Here is a 14,804-nt window from a genome sequence, read left to right on the forward strand (position 1 = left end):
AGCTGTTTTCCATGAGCGCCGAGTCCACTGGTTCCCGCGGATTCACCTACTGGCGACTGCGCTTCCGCGCGTGGCGGGGCAACCGGCCCTTCTGGGGCGGGCTGTTCACCATGATCGGTGGCGTACCGATCACCTACTTCCCGTACGCCGACGTGCGGCTCGGCAACATGACGATCGCCATGCAGACCACGGCGGGCTCGGCATCCCTGATCATCGGCGTGCTGCTGATCGCGCTCGGCCTGACGATGTGGTTCCAGCCCATCGTCCGGGTGTTCGCGGGTGTCGCCGCGATCGTTCTGGCGCTCGTGTCCCTTCCGGTGTCCAACATCGGGGGCTTCCTCGTCGGCTTCCTCTTCGCCCTGCTCGGCGGTGCGATGTCCTGCTCCTGGGCGCCGGGCGTGCCGGTGGAGGAGACGGACGCGGGGGAGACCCCGGCAGGCGGCGAGGGCGCTGAGCGTGCCGAGGCGGTCTCCGCGATCCCGGACCAGCGGGCGGGCGGCGTACCGTCCGCCGTCCCGCAGACGAACGCGACCGAAAGCACCATCGAAGCCAACGGCGGGAGGAACAGTGCGGGGTGACGAAACGCAGTCGGCGACGACTGGGGGCGACGACACTCTGGCGAGAAGGGGGCCGCGCCACGCGGCCCCGAAGAAGTCGCTGCTGACCAAGCTCCAGGCACCGGCGGGCAAGGCGATAGCCCTGGCCGCGATGCCCACCGCCGTACTCGTGGGGCTCGGCCTCACGCCCAAGCTGGCGCTCGCCGACGAGAAGGACATCCCCTTCGCGCCCGGCCCGTGCGTGACGCGGTCGGACGAACCGCGGGACGACGAGGAGTCGGCCAAGCCGTCCGCGTCGGAGTCGCCGTCGCAGTCGCCGTCGCCGAAGCCGTCCGCGAGCGCCGGCACGGGTGCGGGCGACGACGACACGGCGACCGAGGAGCCGGCGCCCGGCGCCAGCCCCTCGGCGAGTGCGAGCGCGAGCGGCACGGCGAAGCCGAGCGGGCAGCCGCCGGCCGACCCCAAGACCGGCGCGACGGGGTCCACGGCCCCCAAGCCCACGCCGACCCCGACCCCCACGCCGACGGAGACCAGGAATCCGCTGGATCCGCTGGGCGTCGGTGACGCGATCAAGGACATCTTCGACGGTCCGGACGACGACGAGCCGACGGCCACCCCGTCGACGAGCGCGCCCACCCCGACCACCTCGCCGGCGGCGAAGCCGTCCGCCAAGCCGTCCGCGCAGCCCACCACGCAGCCGGCGGCCAAGCCGTCCACCAAGCCCGTGGACGACAGCCTCGACAAGACCAAGCAAGCCATCAAGGACGCCGCCGACGAGGCCGGCGCCACGGTGGAGGAGCTGCCCGAGGACGTCAAGGGACTCGACCCCAAGAAGGACGAGGACATCCCCGAGGGCGCCAAGCCCCGCTTCCCCTGCCCGACCCCCGACCCCGAGGCCCTCGCGGACGCCGAGCTGGAGCCCGGGATCCCGCTGCTCCCGGACGACCCGTGGAAGCTGGAGAGTTCGCTGCTCACCCTGCGCGGCCTGGACTACCACGGCATCGTGGAGGTCAGGACGAGCAGCGGCAAGGTGAAGAAGGTCCTGAAGTTCACCGCCGACGAGGCCGACATCCACGACCTGCACCAGACGACGGTCCACTCCGAGGGCCGCACCGGTCACGTCACCTCGCGCCCGGGCTCGAAGTCCACGATCCGCGGTGGCACGGTGACGATGTACACCGAGGAGCTGAAGGGCAACCTCTTCGGCATCATCCCGATCACCTTCAGCCCCGAGACCCCGCCTCCGCTGAACGTCCCGTACGCCTTCTTCACCAACGTGAAGGCCACGCAGGCCGCCCAGTTCGGCGGCACGCTGACGGTGCCGGGCCTCAAGAACTTCATCGAGGGCTGACCGGAACGGCCCTGATCGGAATCTCGCAATGCCGTGGCCTCCTTGCCCGAGCCGGGTGGGGAGGCTGCGGCAATGGGCCGTTGCGACAGAGACGTTGACGCAAGCTGTCCCCCGGCGAGATCGCAGGCGACATCGAGTACGGTGCCGGCACGGTGACCATCGTGGAGCGCGGCCGCAGCTTCAGCCGCGCCTGCAACGCTGCCGGAGTGGCGGTCACCACCTGACGGGGACGGAGAACGGCTGTGGGGGCGCTGCCCCGGTTCCCTGCGAAACCGGGGTGGCGCCCCCGTACGCGAGGGGAAACCATGAGCACGCTCTTCGACGATCTCGGCCGGCTGGACCTCGACGCGCATGTGCGCCGGTGGTCGGGCCCCGATGTGGCCGCTGCCGATGGCGAGGTCAACGACTGGATCGCGGCGGCCCAGATGTTCGCCCGCCGACTTCAGGCGGAGTGCGGACAGCTCACAGGCGAGCAGTGGCAGGCCGCGGCCGCGGCCTGGTCGTCCCTGCTGGGAGCGGCCGAGCGGGCGACGGGCCGCCTGGGCAACGAGTGGCTGCTGCGGGACCTGTGGCTGCGTGTGTCCCTGGTGGACAGCGTGGGCCCACGCCCCGACGTTCCGCTGCTCGACGCGGGACGGGTCCTGGACAAGGCCCTCGACGCCATGCCCATGAGCCGGCAGGCCGCATCCGAGCTCGCGGCCCCGGGCTGGCGCACGCTCGATCGTGGGCAGATGCTGGAGCTGCGCAGGATCAAGCAGCTCCTCGCTCCCCCTCGTCACATCGCGCACCTGCTGCGGGAACACCCGCGCAGCGGCGAGTTCGAGGCATGGGAGGACATGGTGCCGCTGCTGCCGTGACGAACGCGATGGTGCCCCTGACGTCCGACCGGACGGCAGGGGCACCGTTACGTTGCGGCGGGAGCCGGACCGTCAGTCCCGGTGCTCCCCGCCCAGGTGGTGCACCCGGACCATGTTCGTGGTGCCCGGGACGCCGGGGGGCGAGCCCGCCGTGATGACCATGGTGTCGCCCGCGTTGAAGCGCTGGAGCTTGGACAGCTCCGCGTCGACCAGGTCGACCATCGCGTCGGTGTTGTCGACGTGGGGGACCACGAAGGACTCGACGCCCCAGCTCAGGGCGAGCTGGTTGCGGGTCGAGGTCTCCGTCGTGAAGGCCATGATCGGCTGGGCCGCGCGGTAGCGGGAGAGGCGGCGGGCCGTGTCGCCGGACTTGGTGAAGGCGACCAGGGCCTTGCCGTCGAGGAAGTCGGCGATCTCGGCGGCCGCGCGGGCGACCGAGCCGCCCTGGGTGCGGGGCTTCTTGCCGGGGACCAGGGGCTGGAGGCCCTTGGCGAGGAGCTCCTCCTCCGCCGCGGTGACGATCTTCGACATCGTCTTGACGGTCTCGATGGGGTACGCGCCCACCGAGGACTCCGCCGACAGCATGACCGCGTCGGCGCCGTCCAGGATCGCGTTGGCGACGTCGGACGCCTCGGCGCGCGTCGGGCGCGAGTTGGTGATCATCGACTCCATCATCTGGGTCGCGACGATCACCGGCTTGGCGTTGCGGCGGCACATCTCGATGAGCCGCTTCTGCACCATCGGGACCCGCTCCAGCGGGTACTCGACGGCCAGGTCGCCGCGCGCCACCATCACGCCGTCGAACGCCATGACGACGTCCTGCATGTTCTCGACGGCCTGCGGCTTCTCCACCTTGGCGATGACCGGGACCCGGCGGCCCACCTCGTCCATCACCTTGTGGACGTCCTTGACGTCGTTGGCGTCGCGCACGAAGGACAGCGCGACCAGGTCGCAGCCCATCCGCAGCGCGAAGCGCAGGTCGTCGACGTCCTTCTCGGAGAGGGCCGGGACGTTGACGGCGGCACCCGGCAGGTTGATGCCCTTGTGGTCCGAGATGACGCCGCCCTCGACGACGATCGTCCGGACGCGGGTGCCGTCGACCTCGGTGACGCGCAGCTCGACGTTGCCGTCGTTGATCAGGATCTGGTCGCCCTTGGAGACGTCGCCGGGCAGGCCCTTGTACGTGGTACCGCAGATGGACTTGTCACCGGGGACGTCCTCGGTGGTGATGGTGAACTCGTCGCCGCGGACCAGTTCGACCGGCCCCTCGGCGAAGGTTTCCAGACGGATCTTCGGGCCCTGGAGGTCGGCGAGCACGCCCACGGCGCGGCCGGTGTCCTCGGCGGCCTGGCGGACGCGGTGGTACCGCTCCTCGTGCTCAGCGTGGGATCCGTGGCTCATGTTGAAGCGGGCCACGTTCATACCGGCCTCGATGAGCGCTTTCAGCTGCTCATACGAGTCGACGGCGGGGCCCAGTGTGCAGACGATTTTGGAACGGCGCATAAGGCGGATCCTATCGGTTTGTTTCACTGCGGAATATTCCGTCTGGTGGAATGTACAAATGGGCGCGTGTGCGCTCAGTCGTCGACCGCGGAGTTGACCAGCGAGTAGGTTTGCCGGGCGATTTCGAGCTCTTCGTCCGTCGGGACCACCGCCACCGCCACCCGCGCGTACTCCGGCGAGATCAGCCGCGGCTCGCCGGACCGTACGGCGTTGAGACCCGCGTCCACCGCCAGGCCCAGCTCCTCCAGCCCGGCGACGGCGGCCTCCCGCACCGGGGCTGCGTTCTCGCCGACGCCCGCCGTGAACGCCACCGCGTCCACCCGGCCCAGCACCGCGTAATAGGCGCCGATGTACTTCTTCAGCCGGTGGATGTAAATGTCGAAGGCTAGCTGCGCCCGCTGATCACCCTCGTCGATCCGGCGTCGGATCTCACGCATGTCATTGTCACCGCAAAGCCCCACCAAACCGCTCTTCTTGTTCAGCAGCACATCGATCTCATCGGTCGACATTCCGGCGACCCGCTTCAGGTGGAACACCACCGCCGGGTCGATGTCACCGGAGCGCGTACCCATGACGAGCCCCTCCAAGGGGGTCAGTCCCATCGAGGTGTCCACGCACCGGCCGCCCGCCACCGCCGACGCCGAGGCGCCGTTGCCCAGGTGCAGCACGATCACGTTCACCTCGGCCGGGTCCTTGCCCAGCAGCTGCGCGACCTTCCGCGACACGTACGCGTGCGACGTGCCGTGGAAGCCGTACCGGCGGATGCGGTGCGCGTCCGCGGTCTCGGCGTCGATCGCGTACCGCGCCGCGTACTCCGGCATCGTCGTGTGGAACGCCGTGTCGAAGACGGCGACCTGCGGCAGGTCCGGCCGCAGCGCCTGCGCGGTGCGGATGCCCGTGATGTTCGCCGGGTTGTGCAGCGGCGCCACCGGCACCAGCCGCTCGATCTCGGCGAGCACCTCGTCGGTGATGACCGTCGGCGCGGAGAACTTCAGACCGCCGTGCACCACCCGGTGGCCGATCGCCGCCAGTTCCGGCGAGTCCAGGCCCAGCCCGTCCGCCGCCAGCTCCTCCGCGACCGCCTTCAGCGCCGCCTCGTGGTCCGCGATCGGAGCCGTACGCTCGCGCTGCTCGCCGCCGTCCGTCAGCGGGGTGTGCACCAGGCGGGACGTTTCTTCCCCGATGCGCTCGACCAGCCCGACGGCCATGCGGGCGCCGTCGTGCATGTCGAGCAGCTGGTACTTCACCGACGACGAGCCGGAGTTGAGGACGAGGACGCGGGTGGCGCCGGTGGCGGAGTTCGAATTCGGGTTGCTCACGACTGCGTTGCCTTCTGCTGGGACTGGATCGCGGTGATCGCGACCGTGTTCACGATGTCGCTGACGAGCGCGCCGCGCGACAGGTCGTTCACCGGCTTGCGCAGGCCCTGGAGCACCGGGCCGACGGCCACGGCGCCGGCCGAACGCTGCACGGCCTTGTACGTGTTGTTCCCCGTGTTCAGGTCCGGGAAGATCAGCACCGTCGCCTGGCCCGCCACCTCCGAGCCCGGCAGCTTCGTCGCGGCGACCGACGGCTCGACGGCCGCGTCGTACTGGATCGGGCCCTCGATCTTCAGCTCCGGGTACCGCTCGCGCACCAGCTTCGTCGCCTCGCGCACCTTGTCGACGTCCGCGCCCGAGCCGGAGGTGCCCGTCGAGTACGACAGCATCGCGATGCGCGGCTCGACGCCGAAGCGGGCGGCCGTCGCCGCCGACTGCACCGCGATGTCGGCGAGCTGCTCGGCGTTCGGGTCCGGGTTGACCGCGCAGTCGCCGTACACCAGCACCTTGTCCGCCAGGCACATGAAGAAGACGGAGGAGACGATCGACGCCTCCGGCTTGGTCTTGATGATCTCGAAGGCGGGGCGGATGGTGGCGGCCGTGGAGTGCACCGAGCCCGACACCATGCCGTCGGCCAGGCCCTCCTGCACCATCAGCGTGCCGAAGTAGTTGACGTCCGACACCACGTCGTACGCCAGCTCCACGCTGACCCCCTTGTGCGCGCGCAGCGCCGCGTACCGCTCCGCGAACAGCTGGCGCAGCTCGGACGTCGCCGGGTCGATCAGCTGTGTGTCCGCGCCGAGGTCGACACCCAGGTCGGCGGCCTTCTTCCGGATCACCTCGACGTCGCCCAGCAGCGTCAGGGCGCACACGTCACGGCGTACGAGCACGTCGGCGGCGCGCAGCACGCGCTCCTCGGTGCCCTCGGGCAGGACCACGCGGCGGCGGTCGGCGCGCGCCTGCTCCAGCAGCTCGTGCTCGAACATCATCGGCGTGACCCGGCCGCTGCGCGCCACCGACAGCCGCTTGAGCAGGTCGGCGGCGTCGACGTGCCGCTCGAAGAGGCCCAGCGCGGTCTCCGCCTTGCGCGGCGTGGCGGCGTTCAGCTTGCCCTCCAGCGAGAACAGCTCGGCGGCGGTCGGGAAGCTGTTGCCGCTCACCGACAGCACCGGCGTACCGGGCGCGAGCCGCGCCGCCAGGTTGAGGACCTCCCGGCTGGGGCGCTCGTTCAGCGTGAGCAGCACGCCCGCGATGGGCGGGTTGCCGGCGGAGTGCGCGGCCAGCGCGCCCACGACCAGGTCGGCGCGGTCGCCGGGGGTGACGACCAGGCAGCCGGGGGTCAGGGCGTTGAGGAAGTTCGGCAGCATCGCGCCGCCGAAGACGAAGTCCAGCGCGTCGCGCGCGAGCCCCGAGTCGTCGCCGAGGACGACCTCGGCGCCGAGGTGGTGCCGGATCTGAGCGACCGTCGGCGCGGAGAGCGCGGGCATGTCCGGCAGGACGTACACCGGCACCGGCAGGCGCGTGGCGAGCCGCTCGGCCAGGGCGTCGCGGTCCTCGGGCGCCACGCGGTTGGCGACCATGGCGAGGACGTCGCAGCCGAGGCTCTCGTACGCCCGGAAGGCGTTGCGCGTCTCGGCGCGCACGGAGTCGGCGTCCTGGCCCTTGCCGCCGACCACGGGTATGACGGAGGCGCCGAACTCGTTGGCGAGGCGGGCGTTGAGCGCGAGCTCCTCGGGCAGCTGCGTGGCGTGGAAGTCCGTACCGAGGACGAGCACCACCTCGTAGTCGCGCGCCACCGCGTGGAACCGGTCGACCAGCCGGGAGACCAGCTCGTCGGTGCCCTTCTCGGCCTGGAGCGCGGACGCCTCGTGGTAGTCCATGCCGTACACCGTGGCGGGGTCCTGGGAGAGCCGGTAGCGGACCCGCAGCAGGTCGAAGAGGCGGTCGGGACCGTCGTGCACCAGTGGCCGGAACACCCCCACCCGGTCCACTTGGCGGGTCAGGAGCTCCATGACTCCCAGCTCGACGACCTGGCGGCCGTCCCCCCGGTCGATCCCCGTCACGTACACGCTGCGCGCCACGCAAGCTCTCCTGTCAGGCCGGTGCGGATAAAAAATCTCTGTTCGGGTGCCCGATACCCTCTTGACAATACCTCTGGCGGTGGGTAGAGCGCCCACCCGGCGCCTGGCTCCGAGGGCGGCGCGGAGAACACGCTGCGTGGCCGAGCCGTGGGACAATTCGGTAAGGCTCACACGTACCACTACGAGCAGGAGACACAGCACGATGCGCATCGGAGTCCTCACCGCAGGCGGCGACTGCCCCGGGCTGAACGCAGTGATCCGGTCGGTCGTGCACCGGGCGCTCACGGGACACGGCGACGAGGTCATCGGCTTCGAGGACGGCTTCAAGGGTCTCCTCGACGGCCACTACCGGCCCCTCGACCTCAACGCGGTGAGCGGCATCCTCGCCCGCGGCGGTACGATCCTCGGCTCCGCCCGCCTGGAGCGGGCCCGGCTGCAGGAGGCCGCCGAGAACTGCGAGGAGCTGCAGAAGCGCTACGGCATCGACGTCCTCATCCCCATCGGCGGCGAGGGCACGCTGACCGCGGCGCGCATGCTGTCGGAGGCGGGCATGCCGGTTGTCGGCGTACCCAAGACCATCGACAACGACATCTCCTCCACCGACCGCACCTTCGGCTTCGACACGGCCGTGATGGTCGCGACCGAGGCCATAGACCGTCTCAAGACCACCGCCGAGTCGCACCAGCGCGTGATGGTCGTCGAGGTGATGGGGCGGCACGCCGGCTGGATCGCGCTGGAGTCCGGCATGGCGGGCGGCGCGCACGGCATCTGTCTGCCGGAGCGGCCGTTCGAGGTCGACGACCTGGTGAAGATGGTCGAGGAGCGCTTCTCGCGCGGCAAGAAGTTCGCCGTCATCTGCGTCGCCGAGGGCGCGCACCCGGCCGAGGGCTCGATGGAGTACGAGAAGGGCGCCATCGACCAGTACGGTCACGAGCGCTTCCAGGGCATCGGCAACCGGCTCGCGAAGGAGCTGGAGCGGCGCCTCGGCAAGGAGGCCCGCCCGGTCATCCTGGGCCACGTCCAGCGCGGTGGCACTCCGACCGCGTACGACCGCGTCCTCGCGACCCGCTTCGGCTGGCACGCGGTGGAGGCGGCGCACCGCAAGGAGTTCGGCAGGATGACGGCCCTGCGGGGCACGGACATCCACATGGTGCCGTTGGCGGAGGCGGTCACGCAGCTGAAGACGGTGCCGGCGAACCGGATGTACGAGGCGGAGTCGGTCTTCTGACCCGCTCCCCCCCGCCCCCTGTGCGTGCGGCCCCGGTCGGCTCCCCCGTGGAGGACCGGGGCCGCGGCCTTTCCGTCGGCCGACGGACGTCGACCGGAATTGCCGGTTTCCACTCTTGAGCCGCGTCGCCGATTCAACAAGGCTTACGCCTGTCCGGGACATGTCCCAGAACGGGGGAGGGCCGAGGTGACCGACGGGGAGAGAGCAGCTCCCGACCCCAGGGAGGCCCGGGACCCTGCCGCGTTCATCGCGCTGCTGCAGGACCTCAAGGGCTGGTCGGGCCTCACCTACCGGGAGCTGTCGGCGCGCGCCGAGGCGCTCGGGGAGGTGCTGCCCCGCTCGACGGTCGCGAACATGCTGGCCCGTACGACGGTGCCGCGCGAGGAGCTCTTGTCGGCCTTCGTCCGGGCGTGCGGGGTGGGCCCCGAGGCGTTGGAGTCCTGGCTCGCGGTCCGCAAGGAGCTGGCGGGCCGCGAGCGGTGGTTCGAGCTGTCGGAGTCGGAGTCGGAGTCAGGGGCGGAGCCGACGTCGGAGCTCGCGCCGGGTTCCGGTCCGGAGACCGGGGAGCGGGAGGAGGAGCCGCAGGCCGCGGGCCGCAGTGCGTTACAGGCGTGGTTCGTCCCGCTCGTCGCGGTGCTGGCGCTCGTCGTGGCCGCGACGACCGTCGTGGCGTTCCTGCGGGGTGGCGACGAGGAGCACGTGAAGGAGGACGCCGCGGCCCCCGCGCCCGGCCCCGTACGGATACGGGCGGTGCACTCCGGGCTCTGCCTGAACGAACGGCCCGGTCAGCAGAGCGGGCAGGTCTACCAGGTGCCGTGCGCGGGGGCGACCGTGCCCCGCTACGCGCTCGTACGGCTCGGCGGCGGACTGTGGCGCATCCGCTCCGACCACCCCGAGTTCGGGTCCGGCTGCTCGGGCATCCCCGTCGAGGTGACGGAACAGCACGGCGCGCCCCTGATCGACCAGGAGTGCGGCAAAAGGGGCCCGCGCGAGGCCTTCCGGATCGAGGGGTTCGGCGACCCCGTGGCGGGCTACCGCCTCAGGTCCGCGCACTCGGACCTGTGCCTGCGCATACGGGACGCCTCGCGCGAGCCGTGGACGGACGTGATCCAGGAGGCGTGCCGGGAGGATGGCGAGGGTCAGCTGTTCAGCCTGGACCCCGCCGACGCGCGGTGATCGGTGATCAGTACTGGACCAGCGCCCAGAAGTGCTCGTCGATCCGCTCCAGGAACTCCTTGCCCGCCTGGCCGTCGCTGCTGTCGGTGAGGTCCACGCCCCAGCTGTTGGTGGACACCATCCGCGCCTGGTAGTCGGCGTGCAGCTGCTGGAGGACCTGCTCCAGGCGGCCGCGGTCGATGGGCAGCAGCTTCGCGAGCGGCCGGACGTACGCCTGCCAGCGGGTGGTGGCGGCGCTGCGCAGCAGGTCCGCGAGCTGCGCGTGGCGGCCCGTGACGGTCAGCAGCTCGCGCGGCCCGAGGGCCAGCGCGTCGGCGAGCGCCGCGGTCTGCCGTTCGTTGCCGCGCCAGCGGCCGGACTCCTCCATGCGGAGGTACGCCTTGGTGTCGAGCCCGATCCGGCGGGCCAGGTCCTCGGGCGCCATGGCCCGCGCGATGCGGTGCTCGCGCAGGGTCGTCGCCGCGGCCAGCAGCTCGCCCGGCGAACACCACAGGACCCCGGCGAGCGCGGTGAGCTCCTGGGAGGTGGGCGCGGCGGTGCCGCGTTCCCAGGCCATCACCGTCTCGGGTGGGACGGCGAGTCCGTACTGCGCGCGCAAGCCGTACGCGACGTGGGCGGGCCCCATGCCGAGCGCCTCGCGCAGTCGGCGCGCGGCGAGCGCGTTGAACGGGGGTGTGGGTGGGGAGGGGTGCACGCGGCACACGGTAGGTGCGGAGGGTCACCTCTGGCTACGGTGCGTTCAGCCAACGCCGAAAGTCGTAGGAACGTCCAGATAAACCACTACCTATTGGTATACCTACGGGTAATTTACCGTACCGCGGTGATCCACCGGTATTGCAGCTCCGGCCGTCCCACCTGCCCGTACTGGGGGCTGCGCGCCGCCCGGCCCGTCTCCACTAGATGCTCCAGATAGCGCCGCGCCGTGATCCGCGAGATGCCGACCGCCGCGCCGGCCTCGGCGGCGGTCAGCCCGCCGGGCGCCTCCCGCAGGGTGCGCGTCACGGCCGCCAGCGTCGGCGCGCTCAGCCCCTTCGGCAGCGCGGCCGGCCGGGGCGTACGCAGCACCGCGAGCGCCCGGTCCACCTCCTCCTGGCCCGACGCCTCGCCGGCCGCCGCCCGGAACTCGGCGTACCGGGCCAGCCGGTCCCGCAGCGTGGCGAAGGTGAACGGCTTCAGGACGTACTGGACGACGCCCAGCGACACCCCCTCGCGGACGATCCCCAGGTCGCGCGCCGAGGTGACGGCGATGACGTCCGCGTGGTGCCCGGCCGCCCGCAGCGAGCGCAGCAGGTGCAGGCCGTGCCCGTCCGGCAGGTAGAGGTCGAGCAGGATCAGGTCGACGGCTACGCGCTCCAGCAGCCGCCCGGCGGCGGCGCGCGTGTGCGCGACCCCGACGACCTCGAAGCCCGGCACCCGGCCGACGTACAGCGCGTGGGCGTCGGCGGCGACCGGATCGTCCTCGACCACCAGGACCCTGATGGCCCCGGCCGCGGTCATGACACCACCTCCACCGGGCGCAGGGGCAGCCGTACGGTGAACTCCGCGCCCGCGTCCGGCCCGTGCCCCAGCTCGATGGTGCCCCGCCCCCGGTGCGCCGCCTGCCGTACGAGCGCGAGGCCGAGGCCGCGGCCCGGGCCCCGGGTGGACCAGCCGCGCTCGAAGACGGCGTCGTGGTCGTCGGTCCCGATGCCGGGGCCGCTGTCGGCGACGCGCAACAGCACCTCGCCGCCGTGGTCGTCGGCGCGCGCGGTGACCGTGACGCGGGCCAGCCTGCTGCCCTGCGCGGCCTCCACGGCGTTGTCGACCAGGTTGCCGAGGATGGTGACCAGGTCCCGGGCGGGCAGGCTCGGCGGCAGGACGCCGTCGTCGATGCGGCTGTCCTCCGTCAGGACCAGCTCGACGCCCCGCTCGTTGGCCTGCGCCGCCTTGCCGAGCAGCAGCGCCGCGAGGACCGGCTCGGCGACCGCGTCCACGACCCGGTCCGTGAGCGCCTGCGCCAGCTCCAGCTCGGCCGTCGCGAACTCCACCGCCTCCTCGGCCCGCCCCAGCTCGATGAGCGACACGACGGTGTGCAGCCGGTTCGCCGCCTCGTGGGCCTGCGAGCGCAGCGCCTGCGTGAACCCGCGCTCCGAGTCCAGCTCGCCCGAGAGCGCCTGGAGCTCGGTGTGGTCCCGCAGCGTCACCACGGTGCCGCGCCGCTCCCCGCCGACCACCGGCCGGGTGGAGACCACCAGCACCCGGTCGGCCGTCAGGTGCAGCTCGTCGACGCGCGGCTCGGCGCAGAGAAGCGCGCCGGTGAGGGAGGGCGGCAGCCCGAGCTCGGCGACGGGCCTGCCCACGGCCTCCGGGTCCAGGCCCAGCAGCTCCCGCCCCCCGTCGTTGATCAGCGCGATGCGCCGTTGCCCGTCGAGCATCACCAGCCCCTCGCGCACCGCGTGCAGCGCGGCCTCGTGGTAGTCGTGCATCCGGCTCAGCTCGGCGGCGTTCATGCCGTGCGTGTGGCGCCGCAGCCGCGCGTTGATCACGTACGTACCGAGCCCGCCGAGCGCGAGCGCCGCGCCCGCCATGCCGAGCAGCGCGGTGACCTGCTTGCTCAGCTGCTCGCTGATCCGGTCGACGGTGATGCCCGCGCTGACGAGGGCGACCACGCGCCCGCCGTCGTACACCGGCACCACCGTCCGCACGGACCGCCCGAGCGTGCCGCGGTACGTCTCCGTGTACGTCTCCCCGCGCCGCGCCTGGTCGATGCTGCCCAGGTACGTCCCGCCGATCCGGTCCGGATCCGGGTGCGTCCAGCGGGTCCCGTCCGGCGCCATGATCGTCACGAAGGTGACGCCCGTGGAGCCGGTGAGGGAGGCGGCGTACGGCTGGAGCGCGGCCGTCGGGTCGGCGGAGCGCGCCGCCGCGACGACGGCGGGGGAGCGGGCGACGGCGGTCGCGGTCGCCGTCACCTGGCGGCGCGCGGTCTCCTCGGCCTGGCGCCGGTCGGTGAGGTACGCGAAGAGCGCGCACCCCGCGACGACGGCGGCCATCAGCACGACCTGCATCGCGAAGAGCTGGCCGGCGAGGCTGCGCGGGCGCGGGCGCGGGCGCGGGCGTGGGCGGCTGCGGGGGCGGGATACGCCGGGTACGCGGGGTACGCGGGGTCTGCGCATGGCGGTAAGTCTGCCTGGCGGGAAAACGCGGCCGGAATCGTATGAACGAAAGGTACGCAACGGTGACCGCGGCCACCGGGTGAGAGATGGTCTCCGGGATCTGATCCAGCAGGGACAGGTCCGAAGGGACGGCTCCACCGGGACAGTGGAGCGACTCACCGAGGAGGGACCCGTGGCCGCACGCCGGGACCGTACCCACTATCTGTATCTGGCCGTCATCGGGGCGGTCGTGCTCGGCATCGTCGTGGGCTTCGCCGCCCCCGGGGTGGCCGTCGAGCTCAAGCCGCTCGGCACCGGCTTCGTGAACCTGATCAAGATGATGATCTCGCCGATCATCTTCTGCACGATCGTGCTGGGCGTCGGCTCGGTACGCAAGGCGGCCAAGGTGGGCGCGGTCGGCGGACTGGCGCTGGGCTACTTCATGGTCATGTCGACCGTGGCCCTCGCCATCGGCCTGCTCGTCGGGAACCTGCTGGAGCCGGGGGCCGGACTGCACCTGACGGACGCGGCGCGCCAGGCCGGCGAGAAGCAGGCGGCGGGGGCGAGCGAGGGCACGGTGGACTTCCTCCTCGGCGTGATCCCCAAGACGCTGGTCTCCGCCTTCACCGAGGGCGAGGTCCTCCAGACGCTGCTGGTCGCGCTGCTCGCGGGCTTCGCGCTGCAGGCGATGGGCCGGGCGGGCGAGCCGGTGCTGCGCGGGATCGGGCACATCCAGCGGCTGGTCTTCCGGATCCTCGCCATGATCATGTGGGTGGCTCCGGTGGGCGCCTTCGGCGCGATCGCCGCCGTGGTCGGCGAGACCGGCGTCGACGCCCTGAAGTCGCTCGCCGTCATCATGATCGGCTTCTACCTCACCTGCACGCTCTTCGTCTTCGTCGTCCTCGGTCTGCTGCTGCGGCTGGTGGCGGGCGTGAACATCCTGGCACTGCTGAAGTACCTGGGGCGCGAGTTCCTGCTGATCCTGTCGACCTCGTCGTCGGAGTCGGCGCTGCCGCGGCTCATCGCCAAGATGGAGCACCTGGGCGTGAGCAAGCCGGTCGTCGGCATCACCGTGCCGACGGGCTACTCCTTCAACCTGGACGGCACCGCGATCTACCTGACCATGGCGTCGCTCTTCGTCGCGGAGGCGATGGGCAACCCGCTCTCGGTCGGTGAGCAGGTCTCGCTCCTCGTCTTCATGATCATCGCCTCGAAGGGTGCGGCGGGCGTGACCGGCGCGGGCCTGGCCACGCTGGCCGGCGGCCTCCAGTCGCACCGGCCCGAGCTGGTCGACGGCGTCGGGCTCATCGTCGGCATCGACCGCTTCATGAGCGAGGCCCGCGCGCTGACGAACTTCGCGGGGAACGCGGTCGCGACGGTGCTGGTCGGGACCTGGACGAAGGAGATCGACAAGGCCCGGGTGGCGGAGGTCCTCGCGGGGCGGGTGCCGTTCGACGAGCAGACGCTGGTGGACGACCACGGGCCGGCGGCGGCCGAGGCGCCGGAGGAGCGCGAGGGCCGCGAGCCGGTCAAGGTCTGAGGGACGCGTGAGACCGCGCGGGAGGAGCGCCCCGAGGGGTGGGCTCCCGCGCGGTTTC

At 71.8% G+C, this 14,804-nt stretch carries 12 protein-coding genes; 6 read left to right on the forward strand and 6 right to left on the reverse strand.

Annotated features, from left to right (window positions below):
- Nucleotides 1-11: 11 nt before the first annotated feature.
- The 3 genes from ACZ42X_RS06530 to ACZ42X_RS06540 all read left to right on the forward strand — a co-directional run bounded on the left by ACZ42X_RS06530 (nucleotide 12) and on the right by ACZ42X_RS06540 (nucleotide 2,765).
- Nucleotides 12-578 carry a DUF6114 domain-containing protein gene (locus ACZ42X_RS06530; RefSeq protein WP_468284871.1) on the forward strand — a complete coding sequence of 189 codons (567 nt, stop codon included), beginning with the start codon at nucleotides 12-14 and terminating at the stop codon, nucleotides 576-578.
- Complete coding sequence (locus ACZ42X_RS06535; RefSeq protein WP_468284872.1) at nucleotides 568-1,908, forward strand: hypothetical protein; 1,341 nt, start codon at nucleotides 568-570, stop codon at nucleotides 1,906-1,908. The genes ACZ42X_RS06530 and ACZ42X_RS06535 overlap by 11 nt, the downstream gene beginning before the upstream one ends.
- Nucleotides 1,909-2,213: 305 nt before the next feature.
- Complete coding sequence (locus ACZ42X_RS06540; protein ID WP_468284874.1) at nucleotides 2,214-2,765, forward strand: hypothetical protein; 552 nt, start codon at nucleotides 2,214-2,216, stop codon at nucleotides 2,763-2,765.
- A 72-nt stretch (nucleotides 2,766-2,837) separates the two neighbouring features.
- On the opposite strand, the gene pyk is transcribed toward ACZ42X_RS06540, so the two are convergent.
- The 3 genes from pyk to pta all read right to left on the reverse strand — a co-directional run bounded on the left by pyk (nucleotide 2,838) and on the right by pta (nucleotide 7,668).
- A complete protein-coding gene (pyk, locus tag ACZ42X_RS06545; RefSeq protein ID WP_468284876.1) occupies nucleotides 2,838-4,268 on the reverse strand; it encodes a pyruvate kinase in 1,431 nt (476 codons plus the stop codon).
- Nucleotides 4,269-4,342: 74 nt separating this feature from the next.
- Nucleotides 4,343-5,587, reverse strand: coding sequence for an acetate kinase (locus ACZ42X_RS06550; protein WP_468284878.1), 1,245 nt, complete (start codon nucleotides 5,585-5,587; stop codon nucleotides 4,343-4,345).
- Nucleotides 5,584-7,668, reverse strand: a complete 2,085-nt coding sequence (gene pta / locus ACZ42X_RS06555; protein ID WP_468284880.1) for a phosphate acetyltransferase — start codon at nucleotides 7,666-7,668, stop codon at nucleotides 5,584-5,586. The genes ACZ42X_RS06550 and pta overlap by 4 nt, the downstream gene beginning before the upstream one ends.
- Before the next feature lie 202 nt (nucleotides 7,669-7,870).
- Here pta and ACZ42X_RS06560 point away from each other — a divergent pair, with 202 nt between their 5' ends.
- Nucleotides 7,871-8,896 (forward strand): ATP-dependent 6-phosphofructokinase, encoded by a 1,026-nt coding sequence (locus ACZ42X_RS06560; RefSeq protein ID WP_468284882.1) that lies wholly within the window; start codon nucleotides 7,871-7,873, stop codon nucleotides 8,894-8,896.
- Nucleotides 8,897-9,082: 186 nt separating this feature from the next.
- A complete protein-coding gene (locus ACZ42X_RS06565; protein WP_468284884.1) occupies nucleotides 9,083-10,072 on the forward strand; it encodes an RICIN domain-containing protein in 990 nt (329 codons plus the stop codon).
- 7 nt (nucleotides 10,073-10,079) lie between these two features.
- Here ACZ42X_RS06565 and ACZ42X_RS06570 read toward each other — a convergent pair whose 3' ends face one another.
- The 3 genes from ACZ42X_RS06570 to ACZ42X_RS06580 all read right to left on the reverse strand — a co-directional run bounded on the left by ACZ42X_RS06570 (nucleotide 10,080) and on the right by ACZ42X_RS06580 (nucleotide 13,119).
- A complete protein-coding gene (locus ACZ42X_RS06570) occupies nucleotides 10,080-10,766 on the reverse strand; it encodes a helix-turn-helix domain-containing protein (protein WP_361418853.1) in 687 nt (228 codons plus the stop codon).
- 113 nt (nucleotides 10,767-10,879) lie between these two features.
- Entirely contained in the window at nucleotides 10,880-11,569 is a 690-nt protein-coding gene (locus tag ACZ42X_RS06575) for a response regulator (RefSeq protein ID WP_468284887.1), read from the reverse strand.
- Nucleotides 11,566-13,119 (reverse strand): sensor histidine kinase, encoded by a 1,554-nt coding sequence (locus ACZ42X_RS06580; RefSeq protein ID WP_468285646.1) that lies wholly within the window; start codon nucleotides 13,117-13,119, stop codon nucleotides 11,566-11,568. Before ACZ42X_RS06580 ends, ACZ42X_RS06575 begins: the two co-directional genes overlap by 4 nt.
- A gap of 280 nt (nucleotides 13,120-13,399) precedes the next feature.
- Between ACZ42X_RS06580 and ACZ42X_RS06585 the strand changes: the two genes are divergently transcribed.
- Nucleotides 13,400-14,746 carry a cation:dicarboxylate symporter family transporter gene (locus ACZ42X_RS06585; protein WP_468284891.1) on the forward strand — a complete coding sequence of 449 codons (1,347 nt, stop codon included), beginning with the start codon at nucleotides 13,400-13,402 and terminating at the stop codon, nucleotides 14,744-14,746.
- Nucleotides 14,747-14,804: the final 58 nt, after the last annotated feature.

Source organism: Streptomyces sp. NPDC030862 (assembly GCF_055571835.1).

Coding starts and splice junctions, on each gene's coding strand:
- ACZ42X_RS06530 (WP_468284871.1), top strand. CDS start 12: ATGAGCGCCGAGTCCACTGGTTCCCGCGGATTCACCTACTGGCGACTG.
- ACZ42X_RS06540 (WP_468284874.1), top strand. CDS start 2,214: ATGAGCACGCTCTTCGACGATCTCGGCCGGCTGGACCTCGACGCGCAT.
- pyk (WP_468284876.1), bottom strand. CDS start 4,268: ATGCGCCGTTCCAAAATCGTCTGCACACTGGGCCCCGCCGTCGACTCG.
- ACZ42X_RS06560 (WP_468284882.1), top strand. CDS start 7,871: ATGCGCATCGGAGTCCTCACCGCAGGCGGCGACTGCCCCGGGCTGAAC.
- ACZ42X_RS06575 (WP_468284887.1), bottom strand. CDS start 11,569: ATGACCGCGGCCGGGGCCATCAGGGTCCTGGTGGTCGAGGACGATCCG.
- ACZ42X_RS06580 (WP_468285646.1), bottom strand. CDS start 13,119: ATGCAGGTCGTGCTGATGGCCGCCGTCGTCGCGGGGTGCGCGCTCTTC.